We start from the raw sequence: 19160 nt of genomic DNA, 5'->3' as shown, positions 1-19160 counted from the left end.
GACCTGAGGGAAAGGGTGTCCGCATGGCGTTCGCCGACTACCAGAACGAGATCTACCTCAACGGGCTGGGCGGTGTTCTGCCGACCTTCCCCATGGAGTTCGCCGAGCTGGAGGAACGAGCCCGGGCCGCGCTCCCGCCGTCCGTCTGGTCCTACGTCGCCGGGGGAGCCGGCGACGAGCGCACGCAGCGGGCCAACGTCGAGGCGTTCGCCCGCTGGGGCCTGATCCCGCGCATGCTCGTCGGTGCCGCCCAACGGGACCTGACCGTCGAGCTGTTCGGGACGACACTCCCGTCACCGGTGTTCCTCGCCCCGATCGGCGTCATCGGCCTGTGCGCCCAGGACGGACACGGCGACCTGGCCACGGCCCGCGCCGCCGCCCGCACCGGAGTGCCGATGGTCGCCTCCACGTTCTCCGTCGACCCGCTGGAGGACGTGGCCGCCGAACTCGGCGACACCCCCGGCTTCTTCCAGCTCTACACCCCGACCGACCGGAGCATCGCCGAGAGCCTCGTCCAGCGTGCCGAGCACGCCGGGTACCGGGGCATCGTCGTCACCCTCGACACCTGGATCACCGGCTGGCGTCCCAGGGACCTCGCGACGGCCAACTTCCCCCAGCTGCGCGGCCACTGCCTCGCCAACTACACCGGCGACCCGGCGTTCCGGGCCGCGCTCGGCCGACCGCCCGAGGAGGATCCGCAGGCCGCGATCCTCCACTGGACCCAGATCTTCGGCAACCCCCTCACCTGGGACGACCTGGACTGGCTGCGCTCGCTGACCGACCTCCCCCTGATCCTCAAGGGCATCTGTCACCCCGAGGACGCGCGCCGCGCCCGCGACGCGGGAGTGGACGCCCTCTACTGCTCCACCCACGGCGGCCGGCAGGCCAACGGCGGCCTCCCCGCCCTCAACGTCCTGCCCGGCGTCGTCGAGGCCGCGGGCGAGCTGCCCGTCCTCTTCGACTCCGGCGTCCGCAGTGGCGCCGACATCGTCAAGGCCCTCGCCCTGGGTGCGACAGCGGTCGGCATCGGCCGCCCGTACGCCTACGGCTGTGCCCTCGGCGGCACGGACGGCATCGTCCACGTACTGCGGGCCCTGCTCGCCGAGACGGACCTCATCATGGCCGTGGACGGCTACCCGTCCCTCAAGGACCTCGTACCCGAGGCACTCCAAGCCGTCTGACCGTCCGACCGCCCGCCCGTCCGGCCACCCCGTTCAACCGATCGGTTGAACGGGGATTCAACCTGCCGCTCTCCACCTCGCTCCGTCCAGCCGACGCGAAGACCCTCTCGCTCGCGTCAGGATCCAACCGAAGACCCCCCAGGAGAACCCCCCCATCAGAGAGGCCCGCAGAGTGTCCAGCTTCCTCAGCAGACGACGTGTACTCGCCACCGGAGCCGGAGCGGCCCTCGGCGTCGGCGCGCTCGGTGCCACCGGGACCCCCGCCGCCGCGGCCTCGCCCACCGGTTCCCGCCCGGCCACGGGCGCCGAGGAGACCCGGACGCTCGACGAGCTGTACCGGGCGGCGCTCGCCGAGGGCGGCAAGCTCGTCATCTACGCGGGCGGCGACGTCGACAGCCAGGGCAACGGCATTCGGGCCGGCTTCGCCGCCCGCTTCCCGGAGATCGACCTCAAGGTCGTCATGGACTACAGCAAGTACCACGACGTCCGCGTCGACAACCAGTTCGCGACCGACACCCTCGTCCCGGACGTCGTCCAGCTCCAGACCCTCCAGGACTTCACCCGCTGGAACGAGCAGGGCCGGCTGCTCCACTACAAGCCGGCGGGCTTCTCCAAGGTGTACGAGGGCCTCAAGGACCGGCACGGTGCCTGGACCGCCATCGCGGTGATCGGCTTCAGCTACTCGTACAACGTCGCCGCGGTCGGCGCCGACGTCCCGAAGTCCCCGCTCGACCTGATCGACCCGAAGTGGAAGGGGCAGATCGCGTCGTCCTACCCGCACGACGACGACGCCGTCCTCTACCTCTTCAAGCTGTACGTCGACCACTACGGCTGGGACTGGGCGGCCCGGTTCGCCGCCCAGGACGTCCGGTTCGCCCGTGGCAGCCACACGCCCGGACTGGCCGTCTCCGGCGGGCAGAAGGCGCTCGGCGTCGGCGGCTCGGGCTCGCTCACGGCGCCGTCCACGGCGGCGTCCCGGTGGGCCGTCGCCGAGGGGCACCCGTTCATGGCGTGGGGCCAGCGGGCCGGGATCCTGAAGCAGGGCAGGAACATCGCGGCGGCGAAGCTGTATCTCAACTGGCAGCTGTCTGTCGCTCAGCAGCAGAACGCGTTCAACGGGTGGTCGGTTCGGACGGATGTCGCGCCTGCGGGTGGGTTGAAGCCGATCTGGACGTACCCGAACGCGAATCTTGATGGCTTCCCTCGCTTCATGGCCGACCGGGCGGGGATCGAGCGGTGGAAGCAGACGTTTGCGTTGTACTTCGGTGAGGTGAAGGGCGATCCGACGCCCGGGTGGTTGGGGTTGCACCCCGGGGCGTAGGTGGTTCCTTGGCCGCGGGCCGGTGGGGGCTTGTCGCGCAGTTCCCCGCGCCCCTCATCATCAGCTCGCCCGGCTCCTCACACGGGGCATACAGGCGGTCGATAGGATCGGGGTTCTGTTCGATTGGAACCGTCCGGTCAAGGGGATCTGCCGTGCTCGAGCGTGTTCGCGGGAGTCGGCCCACGTTGGAGCATGTGTCGCATCTGGCGTTCTTCGTCATCGTCGCGTCGGCGCTTCTGCAACTCGCCCGGCTGAACAGCTCGCTGTGCTGGTACATCGCTACCGCCAGCGGGCTGCTCGCGCTCACCTACGCGGGCGGACTCGTCCTGTGGGAGCGGCTCGGGGCGGTCGGGCGGGCCACCTGGATTCCACTGCTGCTCCTGCTGTGGGGGACGCTCCTCTTTCTCGTCCCGGACGTGCTGACCTCCGCCTATGTGTGGTGTGCCCTGCCGCTGGCGTGTGCGGCGCAGCGGGTGCTCGGCCGTCGGTTCGCGATGGTCGCCCTTGCCGTGATCACTCTCGTCCTCGTGACGGCGCTGGTCGAGGCCAGCGGCCGGTTCGTGCCGGACATCGTGCTGGTGCCCGTGGCGGCGGCGTGGGGCACCGTCGCCCTCTACCGTGCCCAGCAGCGGGACGCCGAGGAGCGCCGGCGTCTCGTCGAGGAGCTGCGCGGCACGCGTGACCTCGTCGCCCGGCAGCAGCGCCGGGCGGGCGTGCTGGCCGAGCGGACGCGGATCGCCCGCGATCTGCACGACACCCTCGCCCAGGAACTCGCCGGCGGGCTGATGCTGCTCCAGGCCGCCGAACGCGACTGGGACGACCGCCCCGACGTGGCCCGCACCCGCGTCCGCGCGGTCGCCGACGGCCTGGGCACCAACCTCACCGAGACCCGCCGCATGATCCGGGACCTCACCCCGTCCACCGTCGCCGAGACCGGCCTCGAAGGCGCGCTGAGCGTCCTGTGCGCCCGCTCCCAGGCCGACGGGACGGCGGCCCAGGTACGGTTCCGGGCGGTCGGCGACCCCCAGCCCGTCCTCGACGAACACGCCGCCACCACTCTGTTCCGCGTCGCGCAGAGCACGCTGGCCAACGTCCGGGAACACGCCCACGCGGTGAACGTGCAGGTCACCCTCAGCCGGCGGCCGGACCGGGTGGACCTCGAAGTCAGCGACGACGGCGTCGGGTTCGACCCGGCCGAGGTCTTCGCCCGCACCTCGCAGGGCCCGGGCCGCGGCTTCGGACTGCCCGCTGCCCGGGCGCGGCTGCGCGAGTACGGCGGTGACCTCGACGTCTGCGGCGAGCCCGGCCGGGGCACCCGGATCCGGGCCACGGTCTCCGCGCGGCCCCGACCGCAGCCCGCTGCCGTGCCCGTCCCCTCGGCGACCGCCGGATGACCGCGGACCCGCCCGGCGCGACCGGGCCGCTGCGTGTCGTCATCGCGGACGACCACGCCGTCGTACGGGCCGGCCTGCGCGCGCTCCTCGACGGCGAACCGGACCTCGATGTGATCGCCGAGGCCGGCAGTGGTGAGGAGGCTGTCTCTCTGGTCGCCCGGATGCTTCCCGATGTCGCGCTGATGGACCTCCGGTTCGGGAGTCCGGGCGGCGGGATCGACGGGATCGAGGCGATCCGCCGGCTCGCCGCCGAGGCGCCCGGCGTGGCGGTGGTGATGCTGACCAGCTATGCCGGACGGGCCGATGTCGTACGGGCGTTGGAGGCGGGCGCCCGGGGCTATGTCCTCAAGGCGGGGCCGCCCGAGGAACTGTTCCGCGCGGTGCGCGGGGCCGCCGCCGGGGCGCTGGGGCTGGCACCGGAGGTCGTCGGGGAACTCGTCGGCCAAGTGGTCAGCCCGGAACACGAGTTGAGCGGGCGCGAGATCGAGGTCGTACGGCTGATGGCCGAGGGGCGTAGCAACCGGGCCATCGCCGAGGCACTGTTCCTGAGCGAGGCCACGGTCAAGACGCACCTCGTGCGCGTCTACCGCAAGCTCAAGGTCGACAACAGGGCGGCGGCGGTGTCGGAGGCCGTGCGCAGGGGAGTACTCGAACTCACCTGACCTGGATGAGGAGTTGTTGTTCCTCCTGGCCATGGCGGGCCTGACGTCCATTGACGCATGCCAGGACATACGAGGCATTGACAAATATAATAGGAGAAATGCCGCTGTCTCACTGCGGGAGGCCGCGATGATCCGGTTCACGATGATGCCCGGCGAGGACGGCGACTGCCTGCTCCTGGAGTACGGCGACGACACGTTCGTCCATCGGATCCTTGTCGACGGTGGACGCGCGGGCACGTATCCGCTGATCAAACCGGTGCTCGCCGGACTCGACGGGCTGGTCGACGTCCTCGTCGTCACCCATGTCGACCAGGACCACGTCCTCGGTGTCCTCGCCCTGCTGGAGGATCCGGAGCGGTCGGTGGAGTTCGGGGACGTGTGGTTCAACGGCTTCGACCACCTGCTCGACGCCGAGGGGTTCGGCGCACAGGACGGCGAGCGGCTCACCAGCGCGCTGCTGGGGCAGAACATGCCCTGGAACGACGCGTTCGGCGGGCACAGTGCCGAGGTCGGGCAGCGGATCGGGTGGTTCGACGACGGGTCCACGATGGAGGTGCTCTCGCCCGACCGCCGGCAACTGGAGCGGCTGGCCCCGGTGTGGGTGGACGTGTGCGCCGAGCACGGGCTGATCCCGGGCAGGGACCCCGATGAGCCACCCCCTGTGGACGGCTTCGAGCCCTTCGGTGGCGCCGTGGACGTGGAGCAGCTCGCCGCGACGCCGTTCAAGCGGGACCCCTCGCCGACGAACGTCTCCAGCATCGGGCTGCTCTTCGAGTTCGAGGACCGGCGGATCGTCCTCACCGGCGACGCGGACGACCGCCGGCTTGTCGAGTCGCTGCGGCCCCGCGCCGAGGCGGCGGGCGGACGGCTCCATGTCGACGTCCTCAAGGTCGCCCACCACGGCAGCAAGCACAACATCTCCACTGACCTCCTCGACCTCCTCGACTGCGACCGTTATCTGATCTCCACGAGCGGCGCCCGGCACCACCACCCCGACGACATCGCCATGTCCCGGATCCTTCAGCGCGGCGGCGCACGGAAGGAGATCGTCTTCAACTACCGCGACCGCGCCGCATCCTGGGACGACACCTCCCTCAAGGACCGCTTCGGCTACACCGTGACGGCACCGGCGCCGGACGCGGACGACGGCTTCGTGACCTTCGAACTCTGACACCGGCACATCGCTCGGATGGCGGCCCCGGCTTGACAGGCGGACGATGGAAGGGAGCGGGGGTCCGACAGCCATGACGGGGGATGGGAGGCACGACATGCTGGAGATCAAGACGGTCGAGAAGCCTGACGAGCGGCGCGATTTCCCCCGGGGACACCTCGAAGCCGTACACCTCACGGGGCTCGACTTCGCCATCGGAACCTTCGAACCGGGCTGGCGCTGGTCCGAGTCCGTCGGGCCCATCGTGGGCACGAAGAGCTGCGAGATCCACCACAACGGCTATGTCCTCCAGGGCCGGATGCACATCCGCATGGACGACGGCGGCGAGAGCGAGGTGGGACCCGGCGATGTCTTCGTGTGTCCGGCCGGGCACGACGCGTGGGTCGTCGGCGACGAACAGGTCATCGTCCACGACTTCGCGGGAGGCATGGCACAGGAGTACGCGAAGGCACCGGAAGGAAGCTGACAGAGCCCATCCCTGTCAGGGATGACGCCGGATCGCCTCAGACCGTGATGACGACCTTCGCCCGCGCATGCTCCTTCACGAGATACCGCATCGCGTCGGGAACCTCGCTCAGCGCATACGTGCGGTCGATGACCGGGGCTATCTTCCCCGCCTCCGCCAACTCGCACAGTGCCGTGAGGTTCTCCCGGCTCGCCACCGCCGGTAGTTCGAGGAGCCGCTGACGGACGAAGGGCGCCACCAGCCTCCGCTTGATGGACAGCCCCATGGGTCCCACGAGGCTGCCGCCCTCGTACACCCCGCCGCCCGACAGCAGAAGCGTCCCGGTGGGTGTCAGGACGCGCCGGAGCGCGCTCAGGGAGTGGTTGCCGACCAGGTCGAGCACGACGTCGTAGCGCTTGTCGCCGAGGGTGAAGTTCTCCTGGGTGTAGTCGATGACGTGGTCCGCGCCGAGTGAGGCGACCATCTCCACGTTCCGCGTCCGGCACACGGCGGTCACCTCCGCGCCGTACGCCTTGGCGAGCTGGACGGCGAACGTGCCCACGCCGCCCGACGCGCCGTTGATCAGCAACGTCTGGCCCGGCGCCACCCGGGCCAGATCACGCAGGCCGATGAGGGCGGTGTTCGCGGCCAGGGGGATCGCGGCGGCCTGTTCGAAGGTGAGGCCGGCGGGTTTGCGGGCCACCGAGTCCTCGGCCGCGCACACGTACTCCGCGAAGGACCCGTCCGCCTCGCCGAACACCTCGTCGCCGAGCGAGATGCCTTTGACCTCGCTGCCGACCGCCTCCACCCGGCCGGCGAAGTCCCGGCCCCGGACCTTCAGCTTGGGCCTGGTCGGCCCGAACATCGCGAGGCGCGCCAGCTTTGGGTCACCGTGCATGAAATGCCAGTCGTACGCGTTCAGCGACGAGGCGTGCACCCGCACCAGCACCTGCCGGGCCGTCGGCACCGGCTTGTCGATGTCGCTCACCTTCAGCACGTCCGCCGAGCCGTAGGCGTCCTGAGTCACTGCCTTCATCTTGTCCGTCCCCCCTCGCGCACGGCATCTGCCGCTACTCGCGAGCGTAGGGGGAGCCTCATGGGCGCGGGTATCCGGGAAAAGCCGTATTCGACCCGTAGGGGTCCGACCACACTTGCCCTGAGAAACCGATCGGTTTACTCTCGGAGGAGCCGGATGGAAACCGATCGGTTTCCTCGGTGGTTCGGGCGGGCTCTGCCCGCACCGCCCCTTGTCCCACGCTCCAGGAGAACCTCATGACGCGCATCGAAGGCTCGGTCGCCCTCGTCACCGGCGGCAGCCGCGGTATCGGACGGGCGCTGGTCGAAGCGCTCTACGAGCGGGGCGCGAAGAAGGTGTACGCCACGGCACGCGCCCCCCGGACCGTCACCCACCCCGACGCCGTACCGCTGGCCCTGGAGGTGAGCGACCCCGCGTCCGTCGCGGCGGCGGCCGAGCGGGCCCAGGACGTGACCGTCCTGATCAACAACGCGGGCGCCTCGGTGAACGCCAACTTCCTGGACTCGCCCGTGGACGACGTACGCCGCGAGTTCGAGACCAACTTCTACGGCCCCCTCCTCGTCACCCGCGCCTTCGTCCCGGTCATCGAGCGCAACGGCGGCGGCCACATCCTCAACGTCCACTCGGTGCTGTCCTGGATCGGCCTCGCGGGCTCCTACAGCGCCTCCAAGGCCGCCTTCTGGTCCCAGACCAACTCCCTGCGCCTCGACCTGAAGCCGCGCGGCATCGACGTCACGGGTCTGCACGTCGGATACGTCGACACGGACATGACCGCCGGTATCGACGCCCTCAAGTCGACCCCCGACGGCGTCGCCGCACAGGCCCTGGACGGCATCGAGTCCGGCGCCTTCGAGGTGCTGGCCGACGACCTCAGCCGACAGGTGAAGGCGGGCCTCGCGGCGGGCGTCGAAGTGCTCTACCCGCAACTCACCGCGTAGTCACGCCGATTGCCCGGCCACCGTCACACCGGCAGCAACCGGGTGATCAGCGCGCCGAGTTGGCGGGCGTTGCGGCACTCGCGCATTTCCACCAGCTCGGCGTACGCGGGCGCCGCCGAGTCGCCCGTGCCCCACTGGGACCGTCCCTCGGGGTTCAACCAGTAGACGCGGCGGGCCCGTTCGGCCAGCTGCCGTACCGCGGGCAGATTCGGGTCGCTCATGTTCGTACGGGCGTCACCGAGCACGAACACGGTGGTACGGGGGCCGACCGCGTCGGCGTACCGCTCCGTGAACTCGCCCAGCGCGACGCCGTAGTCGCTGCTGCCGTGCCAGCCCGTCAGGGTCGCCTCCGCACGGATGCGGGCGCCGAGTCCCTCGGGGTCGGCGGCGCCGTGTACGAGCAGGCCGGTGACCTCGTCGACGCGGTTGACGAAGGCGAACACGCGGACCTTGCTGAACTGGTCGTGCAGCGCCTGCACCAGCAGCATCGTGAAGTCGGAGAAACCGGCCACCGAGCCCGACACGTCGCACAGCAGCACCAGTTCGGGCCGGGCGGGACGGCGCCGGCGCAGTACGGGCCGCATCGGCACCCCGCCCGTCGACAGCGAGGCGCGCACCGTGCGGCGCAGGTCGATCGAGCCGCGGGCGGCCTTGCGGCGGCGCGCGGCCAGCCGGGTGGCGAGTTTACGCGCGAGCGGCTGAACCGCCCTGCGCAGTTCGGTCAGTTGGGCGCGTCCGGCGACCAGGAAGTCGACCCGGTCGGCGGTGGGGGCCACCGCCCGTCGGGCGATCTCGTCCCGGCCGCGCCGCTCGGCCACCCGGCGCCGGGCCTCCGCGCCGACCAGCCGCCGGAACTCCTCGATCCGCCGCCGGATCTCGTCGTCGAGCAGCCGGTCGGCGAACCCCGTCTCCCCGGCGCCCTCACGGAGGCTCGCCCGCACCCGGGCCAGCAGTGTCTGCGGCCGAATCCGGTCCAGGGTCTGGTACGACGACCAGCCGTCCGACCCCGGCGAGGAGCCGTATCCGCCGAAGCCGTCGACCGCCTCGACGGCCAACTGGGCAAGCAGCGCCCGGTCGTTGGCGGCCAGCGCGGCGGCGAGCCGGTCGCGCAGTTCGTCGCGGTCCGCGGGTTCCGTGCCGGGCGCTCCGACACTGCGCGGAAAATACAGGTCGAAGACCGGGTCGAACACCGGACGCTGGTCGGTGCCGTGCAGCAGGGTCGCGGCCAGCCCCTCGCGCAGCAACTCCCGGTCCGTGAACCCGAGTACGGCCACCGCCTGGGCCGCGTCCACGGTCTCCCCGGTGCCGATCCGGACGCCGTGCGAGCGCAGCGCCCCGACGAGCCCTGTCAGGCGTTCAGCGACATCGGCGCCAGAACCGGCGTCCGCCGACCGGGCGTTCACAGTGCGTCCAGGTCCAACTTGGCGCTCGCCTTGAGGACGTCGTCCTGGTGCTTGAGGAGGACGCCCAGGGTGTCCCGTACGACCGTCTCGTCGAGCGTGTCCGCGCCCAGGGCCAGCAGGGTGCGGGCCCAGTCGATGGTCTCGGAGACCGACGGGACCTTCCGCAGGTCCATCGCGCGCAGGGCGCCCACCACCCGTACCACCGACTCGGCCAGTGCCGCGTCGAGGTCCGGCACCTTCAGCCGGACGATGCGACGCTCCAACTCGGCGTCGGGGAAGCCGATATGGAGGAAGAGACAGCGGCGGCGCAGGGCCTCGGAGAGTTCGCGGCTGGCGTTGGAGGTGAGGACGACGAAGGGGCGGCGGGTCGCGGTGATCGTGCCCAGCTCGGGGACCGTGACCTGGAAGTCGGAGAGCACTTCGAGGAGTAGGCCCTCCACCTCGACGTCCGCCTTGTCGGTCTCGTCGATCAGCAGCACCTTGGGCTCGTCGCCGCGAATGGCGGTCAGCAGGGGCCGGGGGAGCAGGAACTCCTCGCTGAAGATGTCCGTGCGGGTCGCGTCCCATGTCTCGTCGCGGCCCGCGCTGATGCGCAGCAGCTGCTTGGCGTGGTTCCACTCGTACAGAGCCCTCGACTCGTCGACGCCCTCGTAGCACTGGAGGCGGATCAGCTCCGCTCCGGCGATCTCGGCGACGGCCTTGGCCAGCTCGGTCTTGCCGACCCCGGCCGGGCCCTCCACCAAGAGCGGCTTGCCGAGCCGGTCGGCCAGGAAGACCGTGGTGGCGACGGCGGGGGAGGCCAGGTAGCCGGTCTCGGCGAGGCGTGTGGAGACGTCGTCGACGGATGTGAACAACGGGGCCTCCAGCGTGGGCGTGAACGGGCCGGACCCACGGTCCAAGCGGGTCCAGCTCCACTATCTAAGCGCTTGGTCACCGCTCGTGTCACCTGTGAACCGATCGGTTTCCCTGCTTCCGTCCGCGAGGTAACCTCGCCGTATGGCCACTACGGACAAGGCGCCCGACAAGGCATCCCCGCGCGACCGGCTGCTCGACGCGGCAGCCGAGCTGTTCTACCGCGACGGTGTCTCCATCGGCGTCGAGGCCCTGTGCAAGGCCGCCGGAGTCTCCAAGCGGTCGATGTACCAGCTCTTCACGAGCAAGGACGAGGTTCTCGCGGCCAGCCTGGCCCGACGCTCGGCCGCGTACGCGGAGCAGCTCGTGCCCGGCCCGCTGGACGCCGGTACCCCGCGCGAGCTCGTCCTCGGCCTGTTCGAGCGGCTGGAGAAGGCCTCCACCGAACCCGACTACCAGGGCTGTCCTTTCCTGGCCGCGCTCGTCGAACTGAAGGACCCCGGGCACCCGGCCAGCGTGGTCGCCCAGCAGGCCAAACAGGGCCTCCAGGAGTGGTTCCGTATCCAGGCCGCTGCGGGCGGCGCTCGTGAACCCGAGCTGCTGGCCCGGCAGTTGATGCTCGTCTTCGACGGCGCGAGTGCCCGCTCCGGCGCCCGCATCGAGTCGCTGGCCGGGCTGACCACGGTGACGGTGACGACCCTGATGGACGCGGCAGGAGTGGCGTAGCCGCCGTACGAAGCAGACGGATCAGTCGACCCCACCACTCACCAGCACCACCTCCAGAGTGCGCGGCCCGTGCACCCCCTCGACCCGGTCCAGCTCGATGTCGCTGGTCGCCGATGGTCCGGAGATCCAGGTCAACGGGCGTGCCGGGTCGAGGAGTTCGAGGGCCTGGGGCACGGACGGGACGACCTGGTCGGGGACCCGTACAACACAGATGTGATGGTCGGGGACGAGGGTGATGCGGCGGCGGCCCTGGTCGGGGGAGCCGTCCAGGACGATCGTGCCGGTCTCGGCGACGGCGAGGGCGCAGGCCGTGACCACACTGTCGACCTGGTCCAGGTCGTACGGTGTGCTCTCGCCCCGGTCCGGGACGCGTACGGCGTCGGTGGCCGACAGCCAGCGCTCGTCCAGACCGGGCGGTACGGCCACCGAGGCCGAGCCGTGTCCGGCCAGTATCCCGGCGAGGAGAGCCGGCAGCTCGTCGTCGGTGCAGCGGTGCACGATCGCCCGGTAGTCCGCCAGGTTCTCGGCGAGGAGTTCGACCGTCTCCTCGACGCCGCGGTTTCCGTGCTCGCGCAGATAGTCGCGGTCGACGGCCTGGTCGTAAGGCGTGTCGTCGCGGGGCACGTCGGCGAGGGCGCGGCGCACCCGGCCCAGGATCAGGTCGCGGCTGTTCACTTGGTGGTGTCCTTTCCGCCGTTGGTGCGCTGCCACCAGTCGCGGAACGGCTCCGCAGGAACGGCCGGCAGATCGCGGGTGGCGCTCCAGGCCTTGCCGGGCCCTGGCAGGGTGCGCGGATGGAAGCGGCGCGTCCGGGACGCGAGGCGCTGTCCGGTGCGCAGGGCGCCGGGGTGGCTGAACGCCCAGCGGGCGGCACGCATCGCGGCCCGTTCGGCGGCGTGGCCCTTCGCCGGCTTCAGGACGACCTTGTTGCCCTCCCGTGTCACCGGCCCGCCCTCCACGACACGCTCGCGCAGATGCACCAGCACCTCGGGGATGTCGATGGCGACCGGGCAGACGTCGTAGCAGGCCCCGCACAGCGAGGAGGCGTACGGGAGCGAGGCGTCGATCTCGCTTGCGGTGCCCCGGAGTTGGGGGCTGAGGATGGCGCCGATCGGGCCGGGATAGACGGAGCCGTAGGCGTGGCCGCCGGCTCGCTCGTACACCGGGCAGACGTTCAGACAGGCCGAACAGCGGATGCAGCGCAGGGCCTGGCGGCCGACCTCGTCGGCGAGGGTGTCGGTGCGGCCGTTGTCGATCAGGACCAGATGGAAGGTCTGCGGGCCGTCGCCGTCCGTCGTACCGGTCCAGGTCGACGTGTACGGGTTCATGCGCTCGGCGGTCGAGGAGCGGGGGAGGGTCTGCAGGAAGACCTCCAGGTCACGCCAGGTCGGCACGATCTTCTCGATGCCGACGACCGAGATCAGCGTCTCGGGGAGCGTCAGGCACATGCGGCCGTTGCCCTCCGACTCGACCACCACCAGCGTGCCCGTCTCGGCGACCATGAAGTTGGCGCCGGAGACGCCCACCTTGGCGCGCAGGAATTTTTCGCGGAGGTGGAGTCGTGCCGCTTCGGCCAGTTCGGCGGGCGTATCGGTGAGACCCTCGGGAGCCGGGCGGCCCCACTCGCTCATCTCGCGTACGAAGATGTCCCGGATCTCACCCCGGTTCCGGTGGATCGCCGGAACGAGGATGTGCGAGGGCCGGTCCTTGCCCAACTGCACGATCAGCTCGGCGAGATCGGTCTCGTAGGCGCTGATGCCCTCGGCCTCCAGGGCCTCGTTCAGCCCGATCTCCTGCGTGGCCATCGACTTGACCTTGACGACCTCCGACTCCCCGGTCATCCGCACCAGTTCGACGACGATCCGGTTGGCCTCCTCGGCGTCGGCGGCCCAGTGCACATGGCCACCGGCCGCCGTGACCGATTCCTCCAACTGGACGAGATAGCGGTCGAGATGACGGAGCGTATGGTCCTTGATCCGCTTGCCCGCCTCCCGCAACTCCGCCCAGTCGGACACCTCGGCGACGGCCTTCGCCCGTTTGCCGCGGATCGTGTGGGTGGCGTGGCGCAGATTTCCGCGCAGGGTCTGGTTGTTGACCGCGTCGTGGGCCGCCTTGGGGAAGGCCGGCATCCCGACGAACGTCCCACCGCTCATGCCAGGGGCTCCTCTTCCGTGCTCGCCAGGATCTCCGCGATGTGCACCGGCCGCATCCCGGTGGAGAGCCGGGTCATCGTGCCGCCGATGTGCATGAGACACGAGTTGTCGGCGGCGCACAGCACCTCCGCGCCCGTCGACTCGGCGTTGCGCACCTTGTCGGCACCCATCGCCGCCGAGACATCGGAGTTCTTCAGCGCGAACGTCCCGCCGAAGCCACAGCACTCGTCGGCCCCCGGCAGCTCGCGCAGCTCCAGCCCCTTGACGGCCTGGAGCAGCCTGCGCGGCCGGTCGGCGAGCCCGAGCCCGCGCAGACCGTGACAGGTCGGGTGATAGGTGACGGTGTGCGGGTAGTAGGCGCCCACGTCCGTCACCCCCAGCACATCCACCAGGAACTCCGTCAACTCGTACGTCTTCGGCACCACGGGTGCCAGAGTCGCGGCGAGGGTGTCCCCGCGCCCCTCGGCCCGCGCCCGCTCACCCATCCGGGGATACAGCTCCCGCACCATCGCCCCGCACGACCCGGAGGGCGTCACGATCGCCTCGTACCCCCCGAATACATCGGAGAAATGCCGGGCGAGCGGCTCGGCCTCATGCCGGTACCCGGTGTTGTAGTGCGCCTGCCCGCAGCAGGTCTGCGCCATCGGGAAGTCGACCTCGACGCCCAGCCTGGTCAGCAGTTTCACCACGGCGCGGCCCGTGTCCGGATAGAGCGTGTCGTTGACACAGGTCAGGAACAGGGCGACACGCATCGCAGCTCCTAGTGGTCGATCATCGGATGAGTGCAGGGTACGCGGACGGCGCACAACGAGGGAGCCCCCTCACCGGGCATTGGTGAGCCGGGCCTCCGCCGCACGCCAGGCCGCCGGGTCACCGGACGGCTCGTAGCGGGTCAGCGGCTGGGTACGGGCGAGCAGCCGGCGCATGTCCGTACGGTCGCCGACGAGCCCGTGGGCCCGCCCCTGGACGAGGACATTGCCGAGCGCGGCGGCCTCGGCCGGACCCGCCACCACCGGCAACCCGCAGGCATCGGCGGTGAGTTGGCACAGCAGCGCGTTGCGCGTCCCACCCCCGACGATGTGCACGACGTCGACGGAATGCCCGGCGAGCCGCTGGGCGTCCGCCACCGCCCGCCGATGCGCGAGGGCGAGCGAGTCGAGGATGCACCGCGTGATCTCGCCCGGCGACTGAGGCACCGGCTGCCCGGAGACCCGACAGGCCTCGGTGATCCGCTCGGGCATCCGCCCCGGCGCCAGGAACCCCGCGTCACCGGCATCCACCACGGACCGCAGCCCCGGCACCTCGGCCGCGGCCCGCAGCAGCCCACCCAACTCCGGGTCCCCCCAGGCCCGTACACACTCCTGGAGCAGCCACAACCCCATGATGTTCCGCAGATAGCGGACCGTGCCGTCGAGCCCCAGCTCATTGGTGAAGTTGGCGGCCCGGCTCTCCTCGGAGAGGACGGGCGCGTCCAGCTCCAGGCCCGCCAGGGACCAGGTGCCGGTGCAGATATAGGCGAACCGCTCGTCGACGGCAGGCACGGCCGCAACCGCCGAAGCGGTGTCGTGCGACCCGACCGTGGTGACCGGCACCGGCCCGGTGAGCCCGGTCTCCTCCAGCACCTCGGCGCGCAGCACGCCCGCCGGATCACCGGGCTGCCGCAGCGGCGCGAACAGCCCGAGGTCGATGTCCAGCTTCCGCGCGATGTCATGGGCCCAGTCACGCGTCCGGGGATCGATCAGCTGGGTGGTGGAGGCGTTGGTCAGCTCGGTACCGGCCTCGCCGGTCAGCCAGTAGGTCAGCAGATCGGGGATGAGCAACAGGCGTGAGGCGGCGGCCAGTTGCCCTGTGCCGCGAGCCGCCGTCAGCTGATAGAGGGTGTTGAAGGGCGCGTACTGCAACCCGGTAGCCGCGTACAGCTCGGCGGCAGGGACGGACGCCCACACCTTCTCCGCGACACCCTCCGTCCGGGCGTCGCGATAGTGCACCGGATTGCCGAGCAGCGCCCCGTCCCGATCCAGCAGGCCGTAGTCCACGGCCCAGCTGTCGATACCGACGGAGTCGACCTGCCCCGCTGCCCGCAGCCCGTCCAGCACCCCCGCGTACAGGGACAGCACATCCCAGCGCAGCCCCTCGGGCACCCGCACGGGCCGGTTCACGAACCGGTGCGCCTCGGCCAGCTCCAGCGTGTCGGACCCGACCCGGCCGACCATGACACGCCCACTGGACGCGCCGAGATCGACAGCGGCGTACGACCTGACGGTCCGGCTCATCGCAGGAAGGCGGCGGCGACGCCGGCGTCGACCGGGACGTGCAGGCCCGTGGTGTGCGTCAGCTCGCCGCCGGTCAGCGCGAACACGGCGTTGGCGACGTGCTCGGGCAGCACCTCACGCTTGAGGATGGTCCGCTGGGCGTAGAACTCACCGAGCTTCTCCTCCTCGATGCCGTACGTGGCAGCGCGCTGCGCACCCCAGCCCCCGGCGAAGATCCCGGAGCCCCGCACCACACCATCGGGGTTGACCCCGTTGACGCGAATACCGTGCGCCCCCAACTCGGCGGCCAGCAACCGCACTTGGTGGGCCTGGTCGGCCTTGGTGGCGGAGTAGGCGATGTTGTTGGGCCCGGCGAAGACGGCGTTCTTGGAAGCGATGTAGACGACATCGCCGCCCAGCTCCTGGGCGATCATCACCCGAGCCGCCTCGCGCGACACGAGGAACGACCCGCGCGCCATGATGTCGTGCTGCAGATCCCAGTCACGCGCGGAGGTCTCCAGCAGCGGCTTGGAGATGGAGATCCCCGCGTTGTTGACGACGAGATCGACCCCACCGAAGGCGAGCACGGCGTCCCGGAAGGCCGCGCCGATCTGCTCCTCGGACGTGACATCCACAGTGACGGCGACGGCCTTGTCGGGCCCACCGAGCTCCTCCGCCACAGCCGCCGCGTTCTCCGCGTTGAGATCGGCGACGACGACACACGCCCCCTCGGCAACGAGCCGCTCGGCGATGGCCTTCCCGATCCCACTGCCCGCACCGGTCACGAGAGCGACCCGAGTAGCCAGCGCCTTGGGCTTGGGCATCCGCTGAAGCTTGGCCTCCTCCAGCGCCCAGTACTCGATCCGGAACTTCTCCGACTCCTCGATCGGGGCGTACGTCGAGACCGCCTCGGCCCCGTGCATCACGTTGATCGCGTTGACGTAGAACTCGCCGGCGACGCGAGCGGTCTGCTTGTCCTTGCCGAAGGAGAACATGCCGACTCCGGGCACGAGCACGATCGCCGGGTCGGCGCCGCGCATCGCGGGGGAGTCGGGCAGGGCGTTGCGCCGGTAGTAGGCGGCGTACTCCTCGCGGTACTCGGCGTGCAGCTCCTTGAGCCGCGCGATCGCCTCGTCCAGGGGAGCGGAGGCCGGCAGATCGAGGACGAGCGGCCGGACTTTGGTCCGCAGGAAGTGATCAGGGCAGGAGGTACCGAGCGCGGCGAGGCGCGGGTGCTCGGCACGCGAGACGAAGTCCAGCACGACGTCCGCGTCGGTGAAGTGCCCGACCTGCGGCTTGTCCTGCGAGGCGATGGCCCGGATGTAAGGGGCAAGGGCGGCGGCCCGCTCACGCCGCTCGTCCGGCGCGAGGGGACCGTACCCCTCGACGACGGGCCCGAACGGCTCGGCCTTCCCCTTCTCCTCCAGGAACGCCTCGGCGGTACGGATGATGTGCAACGAGTTGCGCTCGCACTCCTCGGCGGTGTCGCCCCAGGCGGTGATGCCGTGTCCGCCGAGGACGCATCCGATGGCCTGCGGATTCTCGGCCTTCACGGCGGCGATGTCCAGCCCGAGCTGGAACCCGGGCCGCCGCCACGGCACCCACACCACACGGTCCCCGAAGCACTCGGCGGTCAGCTTCTCCCCGTCGGAGGCACAGGCGAGCGCGATCCCGGAGTCGGGGTGGAGGTGATCCACGTGGGCGGCGTCGACGAGTCCGTGCATGGCGGTGTCGATCGACGGCGCCGCCCCACCCTTGCCGTGCAGGCAGTAGTCGAACGCGGCGACCATCTCGTCCTCGCGCTCCACCCCCGGATACACACCCTTGAGCGCGTGCAGCCGGTCCAGCCGCAACACAGCCAGCCCACCCTCGGTCAGCGTCCCCAGATCACCCCCGGACCCCTTGACCCACATCAGCTCCACATCACCCCCGGTGACGGGATCGGTGTCGGTCCCCTTGGCGGACGTATTGCCACCCGCGTAGTTCGTGTTCCGGGGGTCAGCACCAAGCCGACGAGACCGAGCGATGAGGGCGGCGGCTTCAGGATGGGTAGCCATGCGAGATCAATCCTTACGTGATGTGTCGAAAGAGGGGGAGGGAAACGCCCCTTCCTTTAGGGGCGCGAGGAACTGCGCGACCAGCCACGGACGGCCGGCACTCCGCATAGAACAGAACCCGGCAGACGCTCACGCCCCCCAACCGGCCTGCTCCCCACCAACCCGCTCCGCAGCGATCTTCGCCCCCCACCCGCTCCGCGCATACGCAGCGATCGGATCCCCGTCCAACCCCAGCTCCTCCCGAACCTCCACAAGCAACGGCCGAACATCCGTGTTGTACGCGTCCATCAAGACCGCGTTCGCACTCAGAACATCCCCCGACCGCTGAGCAACAGCCAACGCCTCCTTATCAACAAGGAGTGCCTTGGCCGTCGCTTCCTGCACGTTCATCACCGACCGAATGATCGCCGGAATCTTCGCCTCGATGTTGTGACACTGATCCAGCATGAACGCCACCTCAGGCACGAACCCCCCACCCCGAATCACCTCGTACATGATCCGGAACAGCTGGAACGGATCAGCGGAACCGACCATCAGGTCATCGTCCGCATAGAACCGCGAGTTGAAGTCGAACGCGCCCAGCTTCTCCTCCCGCAGCAGCGTCGCGACGATGAACTCGATGTTGGTCCCGGGAGCGTGGTGCCCGGTGTCGACGACGACCTGTGCCTTCGGCCCGAGCTTCAGGCAGTGGGCGTACGCCGTCCCCCAGTCCGGCACATCGGTCGTGTAGAAGGCCGGCTCGAAGAACTTGTACTCGAGGAGCATCCGCTGGTCGTCGCCGAGCCGTTCGTACACCGCCGCCAGCGCCTCCGAGAGCCGGTCCTGCCGCTCACGGATGTCGTCCTGACCGGGATAGTTGGTTCCGTCGGCGAACCACAGCTTGAGATCGGCGGACCCCGTCGCATCCATGATGTCGACGCACTCCAGCAAGTGACCGAGCGCCTTGCGCCGCACCACCGCGTCCGGGTGGCAGATGCTGCCCAGCTTGTAGTCGTCGTCCTGGAAGGTGTTCGAGTTGATCGCGCCCAGCTTGAGGCCGCGCTCCTCCGCGTACTTCGCCAGCGCCGCGTAGTCCTCGACCTTGTCCCACGGAATGTGCATCGCGACGGTCGGTGCGACCCCCGTGAAGGCGTGCACCTGGGCCGCGTCGTCCAGCTTCTCGAAGGGGTTGCGGGGTACGCCGGGCTGGGCGAACACCTTGAAACGGGTCCCCGAGTTCCCGTACGCCCACGACGGCGTTTCGATGGCCTGGGTCTTGAGAGCGGCCTTCACCGCGCTGCGCTCGGTCACTACGGGACTCCTGTGACATCGGGTCGGAACGACGACTGGGAAACAGCCTGCGGAACGACGATCTGATGAAACGATTCAGAACGGGAAGCTATGAGCCCCCCGAAGGGGTGTCAACCCCTCTGACCAACTCAGGCTGCCGTGACTTGCCCGTGACCTTCAACTATCGAAAGAATTTCGACACGGACCCATTGACGTGACATGGCTCTCGTGTCTAACGTCCCGGCAACCCAGTTGAAACCTTTCACGACGTCGTGAGGCCAGTCCCACGGGCGTCGTCGA

The 19160-nt window shown here is 70.1% G+C and carries 17 protein-coding genes; 8 read left to right on the top strand and 9 right to left on the bottom strand.

The window, feature by feature from the left end:
- The first annotated feature begins 23 nt into the window (after window positions 1-23).
- From ACWCRB_RS28985 to ACWCRB_RS28960, 6 genes are all read left to right on the top strand, one after another.
- On the top strand, window positions 24-1181 hold the full coding sequence (locus ACWCRB_RS28985) for an alpha-hydroxy-acid oxidizing protein (RefSeq protein ID WP_450998846.1): 1158 nt from the start codon (window positions 24-26) through the stop codon (window positions 1179-1181).
- A gap of 172 nt (window positions 1182-1353) precedes the next feature.
- Window positions 1354-2502, top strand: a complete 1149-nt coding sequence (locus tag ACWCRB_RS28980) for an ABC transporter substrate-binding protein (RefSeq protein ID WP_450998845.1) — start codon at window positions 1354-1356, stop codon at window positions 2500-2502.
- Between the two features lie 152 nt (window positions 2503-2654).
- Window positions 2655-3896, top strand: coding sequence for a sensor histidine kinase (locus ACWCRB_RS28975; RefSeq protein WP_450998844.1), 1242 nt, complete (start codon window positions 2655-2657; stop codon window positions 3894-3896).
- Window positions 3893-4558, top strand: coding sequence for a response regulator (locus ACWCRB_RS28970; protein ID WP_450998843.1), 666 nt, complete (start codon window positions 3893-3895; stop codon window positions 4556-4558). Before ACWCRB_RS28975 ends, ACWCRB_RS28970 begins: the two co-directional genes overlap by 4 nt.
- Window positions 4559-4685: 127 nt before the next feature.
- Window positions 4686-5729: a ComEC/Rec2 family competence protein gene (locus ACWCRB_RS28965; protein ID WP_450998842.1), complete on the top strand. Its 1044-nt coding sequence runs from the start codon at window positions 4686-4688 to the stop codon at window positions 5727-5729.
- Window positions 5730-5826: 97 nt separating this feature from the next.
- The gene (locus tag ACWCRB_RS28960; RefSeq protein WP_235472850.1) at window positions 5827-6195 is read left to right on the top strand and encodes a cupin domain-containing protein; all 369 of its coding nucleotides are present in this window, start codon (window positions 5827-5829) and stop codon (window positions 6193-6195) included.
- Between the two features lie 37 nt (window positions 6196-6232).
- On the opposite strand, the gene ACWCRB_RS28955 is transcribed toward ACWCRB_RS28960, so the two are convergent.
- Window positions 6233-7210, bottom strand: a complete 978-nt coding sequence (locus tag ACWCRB_RS28955) for an NAD(P)-dependent alcohol dehydrogenase (protein ID WP_450998841.1) — start codon at window positions 7208-7210, stop codon at window positions 6233-6235.
- A 236-nt stretch (window positions 7211-7446) separates the two neighbouring features.
- Here ACWCRB_RS28955 and ACWCRB_RS28950 point away from each other — a divergent pair, with 236 nt between their 5' ends.
- Window positions 7447-8148 (top strand): SDR family oxidoreductase, encoded by a 702-nt coding sequence (locus ACWCRB_RS28950; protein WP_450998840.1) that lies wholly within the window; start codon window positions 7447-7449, stop codon window positions 8146-8148.
- Between the two features lie 23 nt (window positions 8149-8171).
- Here the strand turns inward: ACWCRB_RS28950 and ACWCRB_RS28945 are convergent, their stop codons facing one another.
- Entirely contained in the window at window positions 8172-9551 is a 1380-nt protein-coding gene (locus ACWCRB_RS28945; protein WP_450998839.1) for a vWA domain-containing protein, read from the bottom strand.
- Window positions 9548-10405 carry an AAA family ATPase gene (locus ACWCRB_RS28940; RefSeq protein WP_450998857.1) on the bottom strand — a complete coding sequence of 286 codons (858 nt, stop codon included), beginning with the start codon at window positions 10403-10405 and terminating at the stop codon, window positions 9548-9550. Before ACWCRB_RS28940 ends, ACWCRB_RS28945 begins: the two co-directional genes overlap by 4 nt.
- Before the next feature lie 142 nt (window positions 10406-10547).
- Here ACWCRB_RS28940 and ACWCRB_RS28935 point away from each other — a divergent pair, with 142 nt between their 5' ends.
- The gene (locus ACWCRB_RS28935; protein WP_450998838.1) at window positions 10548-11129 is read left to right on the top strand and encodes a TetR/AcrR family transcriptional regulator; all 582 of its coding nucleotides are present in this window, start codon (window positions 10548-10550) and stop codon (window positions 11127-11129) included.
- A gap of 21 nt (window positions 11130-11150) precedes the next feature.
- Here ACWCRB_RS28935 and ACWCRB_RS28930 read toward each other — a convergent pair whose 3' ends face one another.
- The 6 genes from ACWCRB_RS28930 to rhaI form a co-directional block, all read right to left on the bottom strand.
- Entirely contained in the window at window positions 11151-11804 is a 654-nt protein-coding gene (locus ACWCRB_RS28930; RefSeq protein WP_450998837.1) for a LutC/YkgG family protein, read from the bottom strand.
- Entirely contained in the window at window positions 11801-13282 is a 1482-nt protein-coding gene (locus ACWCRB_RS28925) for a LutB/LldF family L-lactate oxidation iron-sulfur protein (protein ID WP_450998836.1), read from the bottom strand. Before ACWCRB_RS28925 ends, ACWCRB_RS28930 begins: the two co-directional genes overlap by 4 nt.
- A complete protein-coding gene (locus ACWCRB_RS28920; protein WP_450998835.1) occupies window positions 13279-14034 on the bottom strand; it encodes a (Fe-S)-binding protein in 756 nt (251 codons plus the stop codon). The genes ACWCRB_RS28925 and ACWCRB_RS28920 overlap by 4 nt, the downstream gene beginning before the upstream one ends.
- A 69-nt stretch (window positions 14035-14103) precedes the next feature.
- The gene (locus ACWCRB_RS28915; RefSeq protein ID WP_450998834.1) at window positions 14104-15555 is read right to left on the bottom strand and encodes a rhamnulokinase; all 1452 of its coding nucleotides are present in this window, start codon (window positions 15553-15555) and stop codon (window positions 14104-14106) included.
- Window positions 15552-17591, bottom strand: a complete 2040-nt coding sequence (locus ACWCRB_RS28910; RefSeq protein ID WP_450998833.1) for a bifunctional aldolase/short-chain dehydrogenase — start codon at window positions 17589-17591, stop codon at window positions 15552-15554. The genes ACWCRB_RS28915 and ACWCRB_RS28910 overlap by 4 nt, the downstream gene beginning before the upstream one ends.
- A 129-nt stretch (window positions 17592-17720) precedes the next feature.
- Window positions 17721-18881, bottom strand: a complete 1161-nt coding sequence (gene rhaI / locus ACWCRB_RS28905; RefSeq protein ID WP_450998832.1) for an L-rhamnose isomerase — start codon at window positions 18879-18881, stop codon at window positions 17721-17723.
- Window positions 18882-19160 lie beyond the last annotated feature (279 nt).

The organism is Streptomyces sp. NPDC002156, assembly GCF_053593675.1.
Note: the sequence above shows the minus strand (reverse complement) of the source record. Positions and strands in the feature narration are given on the sequence as shown.